The organism is Geomonas sp. Red32, assembly GCF_023652955.1.
Taxonomy (GTDB): Bacteria; Desulfobacterota; Desulfuromonadia; order Geobacterales; family Geobacteraceae; genus Geomonas.
On the sequence record NZ_JAKLOY010000005.1, the window covers coordinates 108,531 to 127,540 of the forward strand.

Consider the following 19,010-nt stretch of genomic DNA (forward strand, 5'->3'; position numbering starts at 1 on the left):
AAGGACTGTGGTTCCTACCGTTCCCTGCCCACGCCTAACCCGACCTGCCCAGGATTAACACCACAACTAGATGTCTATTTCGCCGGGGCTACCGTTTACCTCCGGGCCCTAAGGTTAATCCGGCGGGCATAACGTTAAGTCGGACGGACTCAAGCTTAAATCGGCAGATTTAAGCTTAAGACGGATGGAGTTAAGCGTAAGTCGAGGGATAGAAGGAAAAATCTTGAGGATTAAGCTTCAGAACCACGGTTTCTTCATAGAAGCCGGAGGGAATGGCGCGAAAATTGTCTGGGATAGCCCACAAAAGGGCCGAACTTGGTTAATCGACCGGATTTAAGCTTAAGTTGGGCGCATCCAAGCTTAAGTCTTCCGATTTAACGTTAAGGCCGGCGGAGTTAACCTTAAGCCGGCGGATCTATGGTCAGGTTTGAGAATGTGAGCGTAAGCCAGCGGATTTTACGTTATCCCCGGGCTCTCCCCCTTAGACGGAAGAAAGCAGGGCAACGGTGGTGGAGGAGAGCGGCAGATGAGCGTGTCATGAGAGAGTGATGAGGGGTAGACTGACCGCAGCGGACGGGCAAAGGCGGGTAAATGGCGGGGGCAGTGCCGGACCGGAGACGGAGATTGCAGAAGGTGGATGCGGGGCCAGGCATGCGGCCTGGCCCCTGGTTGGCGTCAGATGGCACGGAGGCTGACCACGGTGGACCAGGGACCGGCTCCGCGGGCGTTGATTCCCCTGAGCCGGAAATAGTAGAGCTTGCCCGGCTCAAGCCCGTCGAACTCCAACTTGGTCCCCACCCCGCTCTTCAGGAAACTCCAGTTCTCCCCGAAGGCGGGATCCTTACAGGTGTACCAGAGCTCGCTGCACTTTACCCCTTTCATGTAGGTGTACTTGGCATACCCGCTCCCCGTATGGGGCCCATGGGAAAGGACCAGACCGGTCGCCGGGGCGTCCAGGGGCGGCGGCACCCGATGCCGCACTACGGGGCCCGCCGATAGGTAACCGGTGTTCAACAGGGCAGCCGGATTTTCCCGTCCCATGATTTCGACCCAATTACCGAAGTGGTAGACGTCCATGACCAGTTTCGCCCGAGTGTCGTCCCTTAACGCCGTCTGGGAATTGTCTCCCCCCAGCACCGCAAGGTAGGCCTGGTTCAGCGTTGCATGTCCCTTGCTCATGGAAGCCAGGATGGAATCCACTGCCGAGGGATTCCCCTCACGGTAGCACTCGTGGACGGCTGCGCAGGAGAGGATGTTACCTGTTTTAGCCAGCAAGGCTGGTATCTGCTCCCCGGCGAGCCACGTCAACAACGGTTTTTTCGGCGATTCCTGCTTCTTCTTTGACATACCGGACCTCCTTTCCTGAAATCTGGACTGCTTTCGTGCCAGTTTACAGAAGGAACCGGGGATGGCAAGGGGGGGGTGGATGACGTAACGGTGCGAATTATCATGAGAACAGGCAGGAGAAAAATGCGGGGGAGGTAACGATTGGAAAGGACTGGGGGAGGAGTGGCGGATTGCTCATGAAGGGGGCTGCCGGCACTGTGAATTTTTTTAAGAGAGGTGCTCGGCGTGACCGCCTGGCCACGGAGTGCCGCCGCAAGGTACCGATCCGGCAAATACCGGGCCGCCCCCGGCGCGTGTGGCATCGGGGGCGGCCGATCTTGCTGCAGGAACTACATGTAGACCATGACCCTGAAGGCCATCCGGGAGTCCATGGTGGTGAAGGGTATGGTGACCCCCTTGCACTGGACGCTCATACTCCCGTCGGCGGAACCGGGCGGCGGCGGGGGAAATTCGTCGATGGGACGGATGCGGCCGGAGACCACCAGCGGGAAGCCGAGCGCCACGCTCCCGTACTGCTCGTGGTACTTGGTCTTGAAGACCCCGGCGATGTTGTTGGTGATCTCCCCCATCGCGTCGTTGATCGACTCCTCGTCGGCTTCCTCGATCATCAGGAGGTCCTTGGCGATCTGCTCGGCCGACGCCTTCTCGCAGGAGAACAGAATGTAGCCGACCCGGTCCCCCGCCACTCCCACGATACCTACCACATCGCTACGCAAAGGGTTGATCTTCTTCTCGACTTTGCCGGCGAAGACGTCTATCCCCATGTAGCTCTTAAAGGTATCCTGGGTGGCCGACATGATGGTGAACATGATTTCTTCAAAGGTGATGCTGGACAAGATGCCTCCCTCCGATCCCCAGCGGGATCCCTCTCCTCGTGATGTTTTTCTTCCGGGTTAACGTCGATCATCACAGAAACTGCGCCGGGTTGTCCGCGCAGACGATCCCTTCCAGCACGTCCAGCAGCTTCTCGTTGAAGGCTTCCTTCATCTCCTGCTTCATGAGCCCGACGGCAATCGATGAGGAGAGCGCTTTGCGGCAGGTGCGGTCGATGGTCAGGGTACAGTAGACGTCGCAGATGGCGGCGGCCTGGGCACTGCGGGCGATGGCGGGTCCCTTCAGGCCCTGCGGATAACCTTTACCGTTGTTGCGTTCGTGGTGGTAGCGGACGATCCCCAGCGAGATGTCCGAGATCTTGGTGTTGGCCTTCAGGTACAGGTACCCGTCCTCGGGGTGTTTGCGGTACGCCTCCATCTCGGCGGGGGTCAGCTTCCCTTCCTTGTTGAGGATCTCCTGGGAGACGAAGATCTTGCCGAAATCGTGCAGCAGGGTCCCGATCGCCACGTCGATCATCTCGTCGTGGGAGAGGAGGTACGCTTCGCGGTGGAGCAGCACGGAGAGGGCGGCCACCTGGAGGCTGTGTACGAAGGTATAGTAGTTGTGCGACATAACGTTCTCCAGCGAATTGAGGCATGCGGGGTCGCTGGAGAGGTACTGCAGCAGGTTCTCGACGAGCCTCTTGCTGCGGTTGAAGTCGCTCACCTTCTCGGGATGCTCGAAGAGGTCGCCGACGAAGTTGATCGAGGTCTGGTAGATGATCTTACCCTTGGTGGCCGCCTGCAGGGTGTCGTCCTGGAGTACCCGCTCGGCGTTGGTCTCCATGTAGGTGGTGATGGCCTCCAGATCCTCCGGGCTTACGAAGAGCACCTCCACGTTGTTCCCCAGCAGGCGGGTGGCGTCCTGCTGGGTGAAGTTTCTGCCGTGGCTTTTGTAAAGAATGTATTTGTCGCCGCTGCGGATGTACAGGGCCACATCGGGGAAGACTTCGGGTTGAATACTCTCTATGTTTACGGGGACATACATTTCACCCATAGCCACCTCCGTCATGCCGTCCGGCTTCGTCGCCAACGGCAAGACAGGTATAGATATCGGCATAAGAGCCGAGATCTTAAGCGTTTATCGGCGAAATCGTGAAGAAGGCGTTTCAGATGCCGGTCAATTCACCGATTTTGAGCTCGACATCGTCCCCGTTGACGCGGACGACCTTCCCGTTCTCATCCTCGGTCCGGATCACTCCCTCGTCGATCCACACCCTCAGCCGCTCCTCCTCTACGCCGAACTTGGCTACGGCTTCATCGATTGTGTACCAGGTCTTGGATACCAGCATGGTGCCCCCCTTGAGCGGTCCGCCTCGCCGCTGCGGTATGGTTACGTTGAGGAAGCCGCCTTTCACATGAGTAAAAAAACCGTCTTCCCTCATGGATGGATGGTATCGCTGTTACCTTTCATGTCAAGGGAACCGGCGGAAGAAAACTAAGGATCACGGGGATTTGCAACGCGCCCGCTCCGCTTTTTGAGGGGGAGAACGCAAAAAGCCCCCGTAAAACGGGGGCTTTAATGAGTACATCGGGCGCGGGGGTGGCTGCTATTTCTTCAGGTACTTGTCGAGGGTCTTCTGGAAGCTCTTCTCGTTGAAGCCGCGTATCACTTCGGCGTCATCGCCGATGACGATCACCGGGACTCCCTGGCTCTTGTACTTGCCGGTCAGGAGGTGGTAGGCCTCGGTGTCGATCTCGACGTCGCGGTTGATGAAGGGGATGTTGTTCCTGGTGAAGTACTCCTTGGCCTGTTTGCAGTGCGGGCACCAGGAGACCGAGTAGAGTACGATCTTCGGATAGCTCTGCGCCGCGGGACGGGCGGGGAGTGGGCTTTGGGAGAGGGGTGTGCCGCTGTCGGCGGCCGCCACAGTCCCCCGCGGGTTGTCGGCCAGGCGGCTTACCACCTTGCCACCCGGCGCGCCGCCGTCGGCGGCCAGCGCGGAGACCGCAATGAGAAGCGAGACGGCCAGCGATATCATGGATGCGATGCGCATGACTATACCTCCTACCGGGCCTTATTAACCTTGCTCCCCGGAAGAGCGAGTTGGCGGCGGACGAGTTTGAAGGTGAGCACCTTCGGGTTGCCCGGACGCCGTACCTTAAGCAAGACGGCGGTTCCCGCTTTTCCCCGCAACCGGTGCTCGACCATGTCCTTAAAATTGCTTCCCTGGGTAGCAGCCCCGTCGATGTGGGTAATGACGTCATTCACGTGGATGCCGCCTTGCTGGGCGGGTCCCCCCTGTACCAACTGCCTCACCACGATGGAACCATCGGCCCGGGGAACCCCATCAATACCGACGCCGCCGAAGTAGACGGAAGAGTTGGCTCCCCATAAGGGGGCGGCGGCCAGGAGCAGGAAGACAACCATAGCGAAAAACGTTTTCATCATGGGAGGTAAAGGTATACGAGGGTAGTATTGGTGTCAACTATGGTTTTGGCCAGCCGGCGGTTTTCATGTTATATATAATGAATCCAAACGCATACGGAGTTGCCACTATGACTGCAAGGATCAAGGTAAAACAGGCCCTCGAGAACGGGCGGCCCGGCCAGGAACTGCTGGTCAAGGGATGGGTGCGGAGCGTCAGGACCGGCAAGGGAGTGACCTTCGTCGCCCTCAACGACGGCTCCTGCCAATCGGGGATCCAGGTGGTCATCGAGCCGGATCTTCCCAATTTCGACGAGGTGAGCCGGATGGGGACCGGGAGCGCGGTCGCGGTACATGGGCTCCTCCAGGCATCTCCGGCGGCCGGGCAGGCGATGGAACTGAAAGCTCGGCAGGTCCAGATCGTCGGGGATGCGGACCAGGAATACCCGATGCAGAAGAAGCGTCACAGCTTCGAGTATCTTAGGACCATTGCCCACCTGAGGGTGAGGAGCAACACCTTCGGCGCCGTCTTCCGGGTCCGTAGCGCCTTGGCCCAGGAGGTCCACCGTTTCTTCGCCGAGCGGGGCTTTCTCTACGTCCACACCCCCATCATCACCGCCAACGACTGCGAGGGGGCGGGGGAGCTTTTCCGCGTCACCACCCTCGACCTCGCCAATCCACCCCGCGTCGGCGGCCGGATCGACTTCGGCGAAGACTTCTTCGGCCGCGCCACCGGGCTCACCGTGAGCGGACAACTGGAAGGGGAGATCTTCGCCCAGGCTTTCTCGGACATCTACACCTTCGGCCCCACCTTCCGTGCCGAGAATTCCAACACCTCCCGCCACGCCGCCGAATTCTGGATGATCGAGCCCGAGATGGCCTTCGCCGACCTCTCCGACGACGCCGACCTGGCGGAGGCGTTTTTGAAGAGGCTCTGCACCTTCGCCCTCAACAGCTGCGACGAAGACATGCAGTTCTTCAACGCCCAGATCGACAAGGGGCTCATCGGGAGGATCGAGGCAGTAGCCACCGCCACGTTCGCCCGCATGACCTACACGGAAGCGATCGAGCGGCTCAAGAAAGCGGCCGTCTCCTTCCAGTACCCGGTGGAGTGGGGACTCGACCTGCAGTCGGAACACGAGCGCTACCTGACCGAACAGGTGGTGGGAGGCCCCGTCTTCGTCACCGGCTACCCGAAGGGGATCAAGGCCTTCTACATGCGGATGAACGACGACAACCGGACGGTGGCCGCCATGGACCTTTTGGTACCTAAGGTTGGCGAGATCATCGGCGGTAGCCAGCGCGAAGAGCGCCTCGACCGGCTGACCGGGAGGATGGCGGAGACCGGGATCGATCCGGAAAGCCTTTCCTGGTACCTCGACACGAGGAGATGGGGCTCCACTCCCCACGCCGGTTTCGGTCTGGGATTCGAGCGGCTCATCATGTACCTGACCGGCATGGAGAACATCCGCGACGTCATCCCCTTCCCCAGAACGCCTAAACACGCGGAATTTTAGCTTCTTATCCCCTGCCGCCGCCAGTGAGTCGAGAGCAAGCCCCGCGGGAGCTACGTGAAATCGCTATTTTTTACTGCCATTTCACGTAGCTCCTTTGTTACCCTCCTCACATCCCACCGCAATAATTAACAATCTCCAAGATTACTACGGTCGCCAGGCCTCCCCATACGCTCTCACCGGCAAGTACAGCCGTCTCCAACATCCGTATCATGTTAACAATATGGAGCCGGACCAAGGGGTAACGGTGCGGTAGCTCGGGGCAATATACGGATTAATCGATACAGCCGGCGGTACGGTGGCACGCATCGAGCAGACAGGAACACCCCAATCCACTCTTAATTGCATCTTATCTTCAAGCAGGACCAGGTACCGGCGTATCCGCACATTTCCCCCCGGCTTTGCAGCTGGCGGGGCTGCAATTTATTGTATTTTCAGGTAGGGGCTCATGGACACGTTCAGGAACAATCGGGGCAGGGTTGATGCCGCCCTGACCGCACTCGTCGCCGATGGTTGCTTCAGCTTGGCGTTCACCTTCCATCTGCTGACGCGCCAGCCATCCGGTCTCACCCTGGTGGACTTCCTGGCGATGGGGTTTATTCTGTGCGTGCTCGGCACCGCCTGCTGGGTCATCCACCACGACCACTGGCACCACGACTCCGGCCATAAGCTCAAGGTGAAGACCCTGCGGATCAGGGAACTGGAGGAGGGGGCCGCCATCGAATTCGACGGCAAAAAGTACCGGGTCGACGACGTCGATCGCACCCGGGGCGAGATCAGGATCACGCGGGTCGGACGCCCCGGAAACATCATCGTCCAGATCGAAGGACAAAGCTGAAACATCAAAGAAAAAGGCCCCGGACAGACAAGCTGTCCGGGGCCTTTTATCTCTATGCCATTCCAAGGGGCAGGGGTGAGGAAGCCGTCACTCCTCTTGCTTCGGCCAGTAGCTCCCGCCGATCAGGACGGCGGTGATCTTGCCTATCTTCACCTTGGTGGTCATCTTGACCGGAATCCTCAAGGCGTCGTCGGTGATCCAGACCGTCACGTCGCCGGTACGGGCGAAGAATCCTTCCGACCTCAAAAGCGGCTTCACCACCAGGCACTTGAATTTCCCCAGCGGTGTCTTGATCTCCTCGCGCTTCACGATCTGAACTTCGGTCTTCCAGAGTTTCTTGCAGTCGTAGATATCGATGAATATCGACTTCCCGACCGTGAGATCCATCCCCCGCACGGCATAGATGCAGGAAAGACTGTCAAAGGTCCGCGCGCTGATGGGATCGACCTTCTCCGTCTTCTTCAGGAAATCCTTGGTCTCGACTTTCAGCTGCGGGATGTCGAAGACCGCCTCCTTGTTGGTATGGAAGCGCCCTTCGTTGATCTTCTCGCGGTAGATCTTGGGGACCACCAGGTAGTCCGAGCCTCCCCCCTTCTTCAGTATCGCTTCCGCCCGGTCGTTGACTGGAAAGAAAGGGTTCAGCCACTTGGCCGACTTGGTAGTGGACACGATGTGGACTTCGTCCCCCTTGTAATTCACTTCCTGCACGGCGGTGGCGGCGGACAGACCGGTCCAGCTGATGTCGTAGACCAGCCGTTCCGGTGTCGGGGAAAGGGCGGACGCCGGCGACGCGGAGAGAGGAAGGAGAAAAAGGGTGCAAATGGCCAGTAGAGCGAAAGTTTTCATCTTTACAGATTAGCTAAACCAGCCAGTTGTTTTCAAGGAGAAAATTAAAGGTCAGGCGCCGCCGCTCTTAGTAATCATCACGACCCCGACCGCGACCAGCACGGTACCGGCCCAGCGCAGCGGGCTCACCACCTCCTGGAGGAAGTATTGGGAGAGGAAGGCGACCAGGATGTAGTTCAGCGCCTGCATCGGAAGAGCCACCGAAAGGTCCTCCCATGAGAGGACGGCGAGCCAGAGGAAGAAGAAGATGGCGAGCATGCAGGTACCGAGGACGAGCTTCGGGGAGGTGAGCGCCTGCACGGCCACGTTGAGGATACCCTTGAGGTTCATGGTGGAGAGGTCACCCACCTCCTTCATGCCGCGGGCCAGCAGCAGATCCCCGATAGTCCCGGCCGTGACGGCCAGCAGCATGACGACGACGGTTTTAAGCATAGTTTTTAACCTCTCCACGGTAATTTCTGAGCCGGATGCCGAGCTGGGCGAGCTTGCCGGTCACTTTGCTGCTGGTGAGGGCGGCGAGCTCGTCGTCGTGGCGGTAGGTGGGCATCCAGCGGTCGAGTTCGGCGCAGGGGCGGCAGCCGGGGTGGAAGTAGATCTCGGTCAGCCCCTCCCCCACGCTGTCCAGGGCGTTCAACAGGTACTCCTCGGTCATCCGCCCGGAGTTGAGAAGCCCCTTCACCTCTCCGGCATAGCGGAGGCCGAGCCGGTCGAGGTGGGGGCGGCAGCGTTTGGCGAGCGACGCGAAGATGAAGGCGTCGGCGCATTTCCCTACCATCCGCTGGCGGTCCACCGCGAGGTTGGCGGACAGGTTCTCGCGCGACAGCCGGAAGGTAGAGATCCCGTACTTCGGCATCAGTTCGCACAGGATGTCGAAGACCACCGGGTGCATGTGAATGTTGAGGTGCCCGTCCACGTGGGAGAGCTCGATACCCGCCTCGCGGCATTTGAGGATCTGCCCCTCGATCTCCCGGTAGAGCTTCTTTCTCAACGGTTTCAGGAAGTAGTAGCGCATGCCGGCGAAGACCGGATCGTTACCGAAGGCGCCGCTGGCATCGGCAAGGGCGGGAAGGCCTTGGGCGGCGGAGACCGCCCTCCCCTGCACCAGGGTGACATGGAGTCCCACCTGCAGCCCCGGGTTCTCCTTGGCGAGGGCTACCGCCTCCTCGAAGGCCATCCCCCCCGGCATCAGCGAGGTGCTGGTTAGGATCCCGTCCTGCCAGGCACGGATGATCCCCTTGTTGGCCCCGCTAGAAAGCCCGAAGTCGTCGGCATTTATGATCAGCTCTTTCATGCGGCTCTCTTCAACATTTCGAACTAATCCCCCCCTCCCCTCGAGGGAGGGGGGCAGGGGGTGGGGGAAGCCGGAACCACGCGTCATCCCGGCTACCTGCTGTTTCCGGTGGCGGGGCCTACCTAGGCTAAAATCCCCCCTGTCCCCCCTTTGACAAGGGGGGGACGTAGGGGCGGCTTTGCTGGCCAAGGCCAGCGGAGGGCGTGTCGCAATGCCCCCCTCGGCTGAGTTACATCTTGAGCTCTTTGCGCTTTTTCATGTACTCGAAGTACTGGGCGCCTTCCTTGAGGAGCTTCTTCCGGGTCTCGGAATCGACGATCATCTTGAAGATGCTCCGGGCGATGTACTTGGGACGGAAGTAGAACTTCTTGTAGAACATCTCGACGGCGTCGAAGATCTCCTGGTTGGAGAGCCCCGGGTAGTTGATCACGCACTTCTGGTGGCCGGTGGCATCGAGGAAGCTGTCCGAGGCGATCCATCCCTCTTTCTTGGCCATCGCGTAGAACTCGGTGCCGGGATAGGGAGACGCCAGCGAGACCTGGATGGAGTCGAGGTCGAGCTTGATCGCGTAGTCGATGGTCTCCTTGATGGTCTCCTTGGTCTCTCCGGGGAGCCCCATGATGAAGGCGCCGTGGATGGTGATCCCGAGCTTCTTGCAGTTCTTGGTGAACTCGATGGCCTGGGCCTTGGTGACACCCTTCTTGATGTTCTTGAGGATCTGCTCGTTACCGGACTCGAAGCCGACGATGACGTGGTGGAGGCCGGCCTCGCGCATCTCCTTGAGGGTCTCGTAGTCGCAGTTGGCCCGGGCGTTGATGACCCAGGAGACGTTCAAGGGCTTGATCAGGCGCGCGACGGCAATGGCGTGCTTCTTATCGGCCGAGAAGGTGTCGTCGTCGAAGGAGATGTCCTTCACCTGGGGGAGGTTTTCCTTGATCCAGCGGACCTCCTCGTAGACGTTCTCGGGGCTCCTGGTCCTCATCTTGTGGCCGGAATAGGTCTGCGGCCAGAGGCAGAAGACGCAGCGGGCCGGGCAGCCGCGGCTCGTATAGATCGAGACGTACGGGTGCTTGATGTGCGGGATGATGTACTCCTCGATCGGGAGGTCCCGCTTGTAGATCTGGCTGGAGAAGGGGAGGCTGTCCAGGTCGGTGAGAATGGCGCGGTCCTTGGTATGGGTCACCTGGCCGTCTTTCAGGAAGCTGATCCCTTCCACTTCTTCCCAGGGCTTTCCTTCGCAGAGCTCCTTCACCGCGTAGTCGAACTCACCGCGGCAGACGATGTCGACCGCGCCGCTGGCGAAGCGGAGGCTCTCTTCGGGGAGGATGGTGACGTGCGGGCCGGTCAGCACCGTCACCGTCGAGGGTTTGCCGGCCTTGATCTTACGGGCAGTCTCGACATCGATGGCGAGCGTCGGGGTGGAGGTGTACATCACCACCAGGTCGTAATCTTTTGCTATCTCCAGGCAGGCCGCAAGATCGAGCCTCTGCACCGGAGCGTCCACCACCCGCGATCCCGGGATCATGCCGGCCGGGTAGGTCAGCCAGGTGGGAAACCAGAAGGAGGTTACCTCACGGGAGGCTTGGTAGCGGGCGCCGGCACCTCCGTCGAAATCCTCGAAGGTGGGTGGATTGAGAAACAGCGGTTTCATTCTATTTATCCCTCCAGGGGTTGGACTTAGCGGAAAAAACAATCCGTCACAATAGAGCCTGACGTTTTTTTTGTCAAGGCCAAAGCCCCTGTGTCTTTAGCGTTGCGATGCGGGGTTTAGCTCTGTTACAGTTGCGGCTCGCCGTCTGTGAACATCGATATCGCCTGAGAGACGGATTTACGTCTCCTCCTTTGCTAAGGGGGGACTGGAGGAATTCAGAATTGCCCTTGTCCACCAATAGTCGCTGCCTCGGCCTCGTTGCCGCCATGCCGCAGGAGGTCGCCGCACTGCGCGCCCGTATCCCCGCCCTCAAGAAGGAGCGCGCCGGAAGGCTCAACCTGTACCGCGGAGAATTCGCCGGCGCAGCCATCGTCCTGGTGGAATCCGGAATGGGTCCCGCCCACGCCGGGGAGGCAACCGGGGAACTGATCCGGCTCGCCTCCCCTGCCGCGATCCTCAATTATGGATTCGGAGGAGGCGTAGTTCCAGGGCTGAAGGTAGGGGACCTGGTGCTCGCCGAACGGGTGATGACGATAGGAAAGGGAGGAGCCATCGAAGCCCCCTCCCCCGCCCCCCGGTTGACGCAGGTAGTGGCCGGAGCGCCGTCGCCGCAGGGGATGCCGTTTAAGGCCGGAACCTTTCTGACCGCTGCCGCCATCATGAACAAGCAGGACGTAGGAGCCCTCTACTGCGCCGGCCTTGGCAACCCGGTGCTGGAGATGGAAACTGCCGCCGTCCTCGGCACAGCCGCACGATCCGGTGTGCCTGTGGTTGCCATCAGGGGAATCAGCGACGCCGCCGAAGAGGAGCTCGGCTTCTCCATCGAGGAGTTCTGCGACGCCGATCTCAACCTGCGGATCCCGCGCGTGCTGGCTTGCGTGGTGAAAAGACCATGGATCATCCCGCAACTGCTGCGTCTTTCCGCCAACACGAACCGGGCGGGGAAGCTCCTTGCCGAAGGAGTGGAACGCGCGCTAAGGGTGCTGGCGGAAGAACTGTCGCGGAACTGAGGCCTCTTAAAAATCCGGCATCGCTACCAGCTATTTGTATGAAGGCCGCACCCACCGGAAGATGGGCGCGGCCTTTCTTTTATTATTCAAAAAACCGATCCAGCCCATCCACTGGATTAATATTACCCATTAGACTTTCCTTTCTCCCGTCTGGTAGAATCCGCCTTCATTGACACCGCCACATCTTCCCGGGAGTTTCCCATCAACGTCGCCGGCATTGACATAGGTTCACGCAGCATCGAGTTCGTAGTGATGGACGCGGATACGTTCGAAGTCACCGAACGGTTTCGCGGCGCCACCTCGATCGATCTCGCGTCCCAGCTCGCCGGCATCCGCGAAAGCTATAGCTGGGACGCCATCGCTTCCACCGGGTACGGCCGCTTTCTTTCCCAGAAAGTGCTTGGGGGCGAGGCGGCCACCGAAATCAAGGCGTATGCGACCGCCGCCCATCGTTTCCACCGTGAGATCGGGACAGTGATAGATCTCGGCGGCCAGGACACCAAGGTACTCTCCATCGACCGCAACAACGGTCAGCTCCTGAAATTCGAGATGAACGACAAATGCTCGGCCGGGACCGGAAAGTTCTTCGAGATGATGGCGGCCACGCTGGGACTCACCCTCGACGAACTGGTGGCTGCGGCCTTGAGGGGGGAGCGCTCCTTCGAGATCAACAGTACCTGCACGGTGTTCGCGGAATCCGAGGTGATCTCGCTTCTGACCTCCGGCAGGTCGGTGGAAGACATCGCCCGCGCCGTGCATGAGTCGCTGCTGGTGAAGCTGGTCTCCCTTCTCTCCAGGATCCTGACCGCCGATTCGGCCTCGGTCCTCTTCGTAGGGGGAGGTGCCAGAAACGGGACGCTCGTGAAGTTCCTGGCCGACGCACTCGCCAAAGAGGTGGTTGTTCCGGAGTATCCCGATTTTTTCGGCGCCTACGGCGCCGCCATGGTAGCAAAAAACAGCCTGATGCGGCTTGGATAAGGAGGATGGTATGGGTAGCATGACCCCGCTTTTCGACGACGAGTACACCGATCTGCCCCTGAAGAGGGCCCTCGCCCAGGTGCTAAAGAGCCGGGAAGCCGGCGCGAAGGTCGTGGGAGCCTACTGCTCCTATGCACCGGTGGAGCTCGTCTGGGCCATGGGGGGAGTCCCCGCCGTTCTCTGCGCCTTCTCCAACGCCTCGATCCCCAAAGCGGAGGAAACCCTCCCGGTCAACCTCTGCCCGCTCATCAAATCGAGCTACGGGTTCATCGAGCTGAAGACTTGCCCCTTCTTCGAGGTAACCGACGCCGTGGTCGGCGAAACAACCTGCGACGGGAAGAAGAAGATGTTCGAGCTTATCGAGAAGAAGCGCCCGCTGCACGTCCTCGACCTTCCCCAGTGCCCGACCCGGGAAGGAGCCGTAGAGTACTGGCGCCACTCGATCAACGGGTTCAAGAAGTTTCTGGAGACGAGTTTCGATACCGTCATAGGGAACGAAGCCCTCGAAGGAGCTATCCGGGATACCAACAGGAAAAACGCCCTGGTGGAGAAGATCCTGGCCTTCGGCGGGCAACGGCCCGCGGTCATCACCTGGCAGGAGATGTACGACGTAACCACCTACGCCATGGTATCCAACGGTGAAGAAACCGTCGCCAAGCTGGAGGAGATCGTCGCCATACTGGCCGAGCGGCGCGAGAAGAGGGTTTTCACCTCGCCGGAAGGGGCGAAGCGCGTACTGATAACGGGGTGTCCGGTTGGTGGGGACGTCCTGAAGGTGTTGAAGCTGGTGGACGAGGAAGGCGCGGCCATCGTTGGCCTGGACAGCTGCACCGGGCTCAAGGCGTTCGCGGGAAGGATCGAGGAGGGAAGCGGCGACCCGCTGATGGCCATCGCCAAGCGCTATCTGGAAATCCCCTGTGCCTGCATGACGCCTAACACGGGGCGGATGGAGGTTCTCAAGGAGCAGGTCGACCTCCTCAAGCCGGACCTCGTCATCGACCTGGTACTGCAGTCCTGCCACACCTACAACGTTGAAGCGGTAAAGGTAGAATCCCTGGTCCGCAACGAGTTGGGTACCAACTACCTCAAGATCGTCACCGACTTCTCCTCGCAGGACCTGGGCCAGCTGAAGACCCGTATCGGTGCCGCCTTGGAGATGTGCTAGCCTGCTATTCGGGGGGGGCCACCGGCCCTCCCCTTCGTTCCACTCTCCCGCCTGATTCCTTTCCGTTTGACTCTGCAGTACCCCCAGAATTCTTTGCGGTGCCTGCCGCCCCCCAGTCCCCTTCACGATGCCTTTTCCGCGAACGTTCGCCGAATATCCGCAGATGAGCCTGCAAAGGGGACTTTTTTAGGGGCCACGGGGCGGGAGCAGTGTTTTGTTTGAAGGGCAGTCCGAAATGGGCGAACGGGATCAGTCGAAGCTTTCGGAGAAACGGGCGGAGATCTCACCCTTGAGGTAGGCATCGGCCTCTTCGGCGGTGCGGAAGCTCAGGATGCGCTCGACCACCTCACGGGCGGCCTCCATGGTGCAGCGCCTGAGGATCTTCTTGACGCGGGAGATGGAGCCGGCGTTCATGGAGAGCTCGTCGAACCCCATACCCAAGAGAACGGGGAGGAACTCGGGCTCCCCGGCCATCTCGCCGCAGATGCAGGCCTCGATCCCGGCGTGATGGGCGGCGTCCACCACCCGCTTCAAGGAGCGGAGCACCGCGGGGTGCAGCGGTTCGTACAGCGGGGAGAGATGCTCGTTGGTGCGGTCGATGGCCAGGGTGTACTGAATGAGGTCGTTGGTCCCCACGCTGAAGAAATCAACCTCGGCGGCCAACAGGTCGGCGATCATCACCGCCGACGGGATCTCGATCATGATCCCGACCTTGATCTCCTCGTCGAAGGGATGCACGCCGGCCAGTTCCTTCTTGGCCTCCTCGAAGAGGGCCTTGGCCGCCCGCACCTCGGCAATCCCGGAGACCATCGGGAAGAAGAGGCGGACCTTGCCGTAGGCGCTCGCGCGCAGGATCGCTTTGAGTTGCGCCTTGAACGCCTGCGGGTTCCTGAGCGAAAGCCTGATGGCCCTGACCCCCAAGGCCGGGTTCATCTCGTCGCAGACGTTGAGATCGTTCAGGAACTTGTCGCCGCCGATGTCGAGGGTCCTGATGGTGACCGGGTGGGGCGCCATCTGCTTCACGATGGCGGAGTAGGCCTGGAACTGCTCCTCCTCGGTGGGAAGGTGGTCGCGGTTCAAAAAGAGCATCTCGGTGCGGTAGAGGCCGACCCCTTCCCCTCCGTGTTTCTTGAGGGAGGCAACCTCCTCGACCAGCTCGATGTTCCCCTTGAGGCGCATCCGGTGGCCGTCCAGGGTGACGGCGGGAAGGTCCCGCAGCTTCAAAAGCTCGCGTTCGATGTACTCGTAGCGGTGCTTGCGGTTCAGGTACTCGCGGAACTGATCGGCGGTCGGGTTGACGATCACGACGCCGGCGGTGCCGTCGATGATGACCCGGTCGCCGTCGGCGACCTCGGCGGTGATTCGTTCCAACCCCACCACGGCGGGAATCTCGAAGGCGCGGGCGAGGATGGTGGAATGGGAGGTCTTACCCCCCAGCTCGGTCACGAAACCGATCACCTGGGACTTGTCGATCTGCAGGATGTCGGCCGGCGAGAGGTCGTGCGCAGCCACGATGACCCGGCCGTCGCCGGCGCGGATTATCGGCTCCAGCCGCTCCCCCACCATGGTCCTCAGCACCCGCTCGACCACCGTCTCGATGTCGTTGCCGCGCTCCCGGAGGTACTCGTCCTCAACGTTGTTGAAGAACGACTTGACGCGATTGAGCGTCCTCTTGAGCGCCCCCTCCGCGTTGATCCCGAGCTGCTGGATGTACTGGGTGGTCTCGCCCACCAGCGTGTTGTCGTCCAATAGGAGCAGGTGGGCGTCGATCACGCAGAGGTGCTCGGGGCCGTGGGTGGCGGCCAGCTGGTTCTTGAGGGTGGCGAGATCGAGCTTCGCGCGCTCGATAGCCTTGGCGAGCCGGGCCAACTCCACCGGGATCTCGTCGGCCCGGACGGGGTGCTCGGCCACCTGCACGCGGCGGCGGTCGGTGATCCGCACCCGGCCGATGGCGATGCCACCGGAGGCGCCGATCCCCTTCAGCTCTTTGCTGTCACTCCTCTCCGAACCCATTGCGAATCAGTTCCCCGACGGTAGCGAAGGCCTCGGCGTCGTCCGGACCCTCCACCTTGAGCACGACGGTGCTCCCTTTGCCGGCCGCCAGCATCATGATCCCCATGATGCTCTTGCCGTTGACCTCCACCCCCTCCCGCTCGATGCGGATCTCGGAGGCGAAGCGGGTCGCGGTCTTCACCAGGAGCGCGGAGGCCCTGGCGTGAAGACCGAGCTTGTTGGGAATGACGAATTCACCTTCGATCATATATCCTCTCCGGCGGGCATGCCGCCTCGTATCACTTCTTAAGGTAGTCGCCGGCCACCAGGATCCCCTCCCGGCCGCTCTCCAAAAGCTTCACGGCCAGGTCGTGTACCTGGACACGGCTGCGGTCCTGGGTGAAACGGATCAGCATGGGGAGATTCACGCCGGTCACCACCTCGACCTTCCCTTCCGCGAGGAAAGAGAGGCTCATGTTGGAGGGTGTCCCCCCGAACATGTCGGTCATTATGATGGCCCCGTCGCCGGAGACCCGGGCAACCGCCTCCTTGATGGAGTCCATGACGGTAGCTGCCGAGGCCTGCGGGTCGATCCCCACCGCCTCGGCAAGCTCCAGCTTGCCCACGATCATCTCCGCGGCGGCCACCAGCTCGTTGGCCACCCCGGCGTGCGCTACCACGACCAGTCCTATCATCTTCTATCCCTTCTCGATGTCCCTATGGGTTATTTTGATGTTCACGTTTCTCTGCCTGAAGTACTGGTACAGCTCCTGGGCGATGGCCACCGAGCGGTGGCGCCCCCCCGTGCAGCCGATCGATACCGACAGGTACGACTTCCCCTCCCGGCGGTAACCGGGAAGCAGAAATTCCAGCATGTTCCTGAAGCGCTCCAGGAAGACCACCGTCTCCTCGTGCCCCAGGACGAAGTCCCTCACCCCCTGGTCGAGCCCCGAGAACGGCCTGAGCGCCGGGACGAAGTAGGGGTTGGGGAGGAAGCGGACGTCCATCACCAGGTCGCTTTCCAGGGGAAGGCCGTAACGGTAGCCGAAGGATTGCAGGTTCACCTGCATCTCCATCCCCTTCTCGCTTCCCATCACCGTCGAGATCACCACCTCCTTCAGGCGGTGGACGTTCATCTCGGAGGTGTCGAAGATGTTGGTGGCGATCCGCCGGAGCCCGGCCAGCTGGTCGCGCTCGAAGCGGATCCCCTCGGGGACCGTCCCCCCCTCCAGGGCGGGATGGCGCCTGCGGGTCTCGGAGAAGCGCCGGATCAGCACCTCGTCGGTCGCCTCGAAGAAGAAGATCTTCAGGGTGTGGCCGGCCTTGGCGATGCTCTTGAAGACCTTGTCGTACCCCTTGATGAAGTCGCGGCTCCGGATGTCCATCACCATCGCCACGTCCTTGACGCTCTCCCGCGAGTTCTCCACCAGCTCGATGAAGGTGGAGGCGAGCGAGACCGGGAGGTTGTCGAGGCAGAAGAAGCCTTCGTCCTCCAGCGCCCGGACGGCGGTGGACTTTCCGGACCCGGAGAGCCCGGTGATGATCACGATACGCATGCTATTCGACCTCGTTCCCCAGCGGCCTGAACTCCATGCGGGCCAAAAGCTTCTCGTGGAACTCGCGGGCGGAGTGGTACCCCATCCCCTTCAAAAGGAAGTTCCTGGCCGCCACCTCGATAATCGAGGTGAGGTTTCTCCCCGGCCGGACCGGGATCTTCAGGTGGGGGAGATCGACGCCTAAAACGGTCTTCACCTGGTCGTCGATCCCCAGACGCTCGTACTCCTGGTTGGCGTCCCATTCAACCAGCTCCAGCACCATGTCGACGATCTTCTTCTCGCGGATCGAGGAGACCCCGTAGAGGTCCTTGATGTTGATGATCCCCAGGCCGCGGATCTCCATATGGTGCTGGATCGATTCTCCGGCCTGCCCCACCAGGGCGGCCGGCATCTTCTTCTTGATATGGACCACGTCGTCGGCCACCAAACGGTGCCCGCGGATCACCAGGTCGAGGGCGCACTCGCTCTTGCCGATGCCGCTTTTGCCCAGCAGCAAAACGCCCACCCCGAGGACGTCCACCAGGACGCCGTGGATGTGGGTCGAAGGAAGCAGGCTCTCCTCGAGGAACTTGGTGATGAGCGAGATGAAGGTCGAGGACTGGTGATGGGTCGAGAGGAGCGGGATCCCGGCCGCCTCGGCCGACTCCTTGATGAAGGAGGGGGGATCGAGCCCCTTGGTGACGATGAAGCAGGCGATGGGGTAGGAGCAGAGTTTCTCGATGTGGCGGCGGCCGGTCTCTTCGGGCACCTGCGACAGGTAGGAGATCTCGGTGTTGCCCAGCACCTGGACGCGGTCGGGATGGAGGTGCTCGGTGTACCCGGTCAGCGCCAGCCCCGGTTTCTGGATGCGGGAGCTGAAGAGCCGGTTGCCCAACCCCGCCTCTCCCCCGATGAGCTGGAGATCCAGCCCGTAGGCCTTGTCTTCCAGGAGATCCTTGATGCTCAGGCTCATTATCGTCACTGCATATGACCTTTCAGGGAGCCGGTGGTCCGGTGAGAGGAAGGGGGGCGCGCCCGGCGCGCCCCCCTAGCGCGGGTTAGGGATTCTCGGTGGCGATCAGCCCGTAGTTGCCGTCTTTTCTGCGGTAGACCACGCTGATGGTCTCGGTGGATGCCTCGGTGTAGACCAGGAAGTCCTTGTGGAGGAGCTCCATCTGCATGACGGCCTCTTCGACCGACATCGGCTTCATGGTGAAGCTCTTGGTCTTGACGATGACCGGCTCCTTGCTCTCGTCGATGCTTTTGGCTTCGACGATGGCCTTCTGGACGTTGCGCTCGCGGGCCTCGGACGGCTTGTGGGCCTTGATCCGCTCCTTGAAGCGGCGGAGCTGGCGCTCGATCTTGTCGGCGACCGCGTCGAGGGAGGCGTACATGTCGTTCGATTCTTCAGCGGCCTTGATGGTGATCCCCTTGGCCGTGATGGTGACTTCGGCCAGGTGGCGGATCTTCTCGACGGTAAGGAATACCTGGACGACGATGGGTTCGTCTATATATTTCTTAACCCTCTCCAGCTTTTCCTCGGCATACCCTTTCAGGGCGTCGCTGGGCTCCATGTGCCTGAATGTGGTGGTGATCTGCATAC

Annotated in this window: 21 protein-coding genes; 5 read left to right on the forward strand and 16 right to left on the reverse strand. The window is 60.9% G+C overall.

From position 1 onward, the window contains the following. Window positions 1–675: 675 nt before the first annotated feature. The 6 genes from L4X63_RS14340 to L4X63_RS14365 form a co-directional block, all read right to left on the reverse strand. Window positions 676–1,347 (reverse strand): fibronectin type III domain-containing protein, encoded by a 672-nt coding sequence (locus tag L4X63_RS14340; protein WP_250679329.1) that lies wholly within the window; start codon window positions 1,345–1,347, stop codon window positions 676–678. Between the two features lie 329 nt (window positions 1,348–1,676). Further along, window positions 1,677–2,183, reverse strand: coding sequence for a chemotaxis protein CheX (locus tag L4X63_RS14345; RefSeq protein WP_250679330.1), 507 nt, complete (start codon window positions 2,181–2,183; stop codon window positions 1,677–1,679). Between the two features lie 70 nt (window positions 2,184–2,253). Next, entirely contained in the window at window positions 2,254–3,216 is a 963-nt protein-coding gene (locus L4X63_RS14350) for an HD-GYP domain-containing protein (protein ID WP_250679331.1), read from the reverse strand. 112 nt (window positions 3,217–3,328) lie between these two features. After that, window positions 3,329–3,511 (reverse strand): MerR family transcriptional regulator, encoded by a 183-nt coding sequence (locus tag L4X63_RS14355; RefSeq protein ID WP_250679332.1) that lies wholly within the window; start codon window positions 3,509–3,511, stop codon window positions 3,329–3,331. Window positions 3,512–3,769: 258 nt separating this feature from the next. Next, the gene (locus tag L4X63_RS14360; RefSeq protein ID WP_250679333.1) at window positions 3,770–4,216 is read right to left on the reverse strand and encodes a glutaredoxin domain-containing protein; all 447 of its coding nucleotides are present in this window, start codon (window positions 4,214–4,216) and stop codon (window positions 3,770–3,772) included. A gap of 11 nt (window positions 4,217–4,227) precedes the next feature. Further along, a complete protein-coding gene (locus L4X63_RS14365) occupies window positions 4,228–4,611 on the reverse strand; it encodes a S41 family peptidase (RefSeq protein ID WP_250679334.1) in 384 nt (127 codons plus the stop codon). 107 nt (window positions 4,612–4,718) lie between these two features. On the opposite strand from L4X63_RS14365, the gene asnS reads away from it, so the two are divergent. Then, a complete protein-coding gene (asnS, locus tag L4X63_RS14370) occupies window positions 4,719–6,104 on the forward strand; it encodes an asparagine--tRNA ligase (protein ID WP_250679335.1) in 1,386 nt (461 codons plus the stop codon). Between the two features lie 445 nt (window positions 6,105–6,549). Beyond that, a complete protein-coding gene (locus L4X63_RS14375) occupies window positions 6,550–6,939 on the forward strand; it encodes a hypothetical protein (protein WP_250679336.1) in 390 nt (129 codons plus the stop codon). Between the two features lie 87 nt (window positions 6,940–7,026). On the opposite strand, the gene L4X63_RS14380 is transcribed toward L4X63_RS14375, so the two are convergent. The 4 genes from L4X63_RS14380 to hpnJ form a co-directional block, all read right to left on the reverse strand. Next, window positions 7,027–7,785, reverse strand: coding sequence for a DUF3108 domain-containing protein (locus tag L4X63_RS14380; protein ID WP_250679337.1), 759 nt, complete (start codon window positions 7,783–7,785; stop codon window positions 7,027–7,029). A 51-nt stretch (window positions 7,786–7,836) separates the two neighbouring features. Continuing rightward, window positions 7,837–8,217 (reverse strand): EamA family transporter, encoded by a 381-nt coding sequence (locus L4X63_RS14385; RefSeq protein ID WP_250679338.1) that lies wholly within the window; start codon window positions 8,215–8,217, stop codon window positions 7,837–7,839. Next, window positions 8,210–9,076 (reverse strand): hopanoid biosynthesis-associated protein HpnK, encoded by an 867-nt coding sequence (hpnK, locus tag L4X63_RS14390; protein WP_250679339.1) that lies wholly within the window; start codon window positions 9,074–9,076, stop codon window positions 8,210–8,212. Before hpnK ends, L4X63_RS14385 begins: the two co-directional genes overlap by 8 nt. A gap of 229 nt (window positions 9,077–9,305) precedes the next feature. Continuing rightward, window positions 9,306–10,727, reverse strand: coding sequence for a hopanoid biosynthesis associated radical SAM protein HpnJ (gene hpnJ / locus L4X63_RS14395; protein WP_250679340.1), 1,422 nt, complete (start codon window positions 10,725–10,727; stop codon window positions 9,306–9,308). A gap of 227 nt (window positions 10,728–10,954) precedes the next feature. On the opposite strand from hpnJ, the gene L4X63_RS14400 reads away from it, so the two are divergent. From L4X63_RS14400 to L4X63_RS14410, 3 genes are all read left to right on the forward strand, one after another. Next, a complete protein-coding gene (locus L4X63_RS14400) occupies window positions 10,955–11,737 on the forward strand; it encodes a phosphorylase family protein (RefSeq protein ID WP_250679341.1) in 783 nt (260 codons plus the stop codon). A 222-nt stretch (window positions 11,738–11,959) separates the two neighbouring features. After that, on the forward strand, window positions 11,960–12,715 hold the full coding sequence (locus L4X63_RS14405; protein WP_350339194.1) for an acyl-CoA dehydratase activase: 756 nt from the start codon (window positions 11,960–11,962) through the stop codon (window positions 12,713–12,715). A 10-nt stretch (window positions 12,716–12,725) separates the two neighbouring features. Continuing rightward, on the forward strand, window positions 12,726–13,880 hold the full coding sequence (locus L4X63_RS14410) for a double-cubane-cluster-containing anaerobic reductase (protein ID WP_250679343.1): 1,155 nt from the start codon (window positions 12,726–12,728) through the stop codon (window positions 13,878–13,880). A gap of 249 nt (window positions 13,881–14,129) precedes the next feature. On the opposite strand, the gene ptsP is transcribed toward L4X63_RS14410, so the two are convergent. The 6 genes from ptsP to hpf form a co-directional block, all read right to left on the reverse strand. After that, window positions 14,130–15,893 (reverse strand): phosphoenolpyruvate--protein phosphotransferase, encoded by a 1,764-nt coding sequence (gene ptsP / locus L4X63_RS14415; RefSeq protein ID WP_250679344.1) that lies wholly within the window; start codon window positions 15,891–15,893, stop codon window positions 14,130–14,132. Then, window positions 15,874–16,140 carry an HPr family phosphocarrier protein gene (locus L4X63_RS14420; RefSeq protein WP_250679345.1) on the reverse strand — a complete coding sequence of 89 codons (267 nt, stop codon included), beginning with the start codon at window positions 16,138–16,140 and terminating at the stop codon, window positions 15,874–15,876. Before L4X63_RS14420 ends, ptsP begins: the two co-directional genes overlap by 20 nt. 31 nt (window positions 16,141–16,171) lie before the next feature. Continuing rightward, window positions 16,172–16,567 carry a PTS sugar transporter subunit IIA gene (locus tag L4X63_RS14425; RefSeq protein ID WP_250679346.1) on the reverse strand — a complete coding sequence of 132 codons (396 nt, stop codon included), beginning with the start codon at window positions 16,565–16,567 and terminating at the stop codon, window positions 16,172–16,174. A 3-nt stretch (window positions 16,568–16,570) separates the two neighbouring features. Beyond that, the gene (rapZ, locus tag L4X63_RS14430; protein ID WP_250679347.1) at window positions 16,571–17,428 is read right to left on the reverse strand and encodes an RNase adapter RapZ; all 858 of its coding nucleotides are present in this window, start codon (window positions 17,426–17,428) and stop codon (window positions 16,571–16,573) included. 1 nt (window position 17,429) lies between these two features. Beyond that, on the reverse strand, window positions 17,430–18,380 hold the full coding sequence (gene hprK, locus L4X63_RS14435) for an HPr(Ser) kinase/phosphatase (RefSeq protein WP_250679348.1): 951 nt from the start codon (window positions 18,378–18,380) through the stop codon (window positions 17,430–17,432). Between the two features lie 85 nt (window positions 18,381–18,465). Next, entirely contained in the window at window positions 18,466–19,008 is a 543-nt protein-coding gene (gene hpf, locus L4X63_RS14440) for a ribosome hibernation-promoting factor, HPF/YfiA family (protein WP_250679349.1), read from the reverse strand. Between the last annotated feature and the right edge of the window lie 2 nt (window positions 19,009–19,010).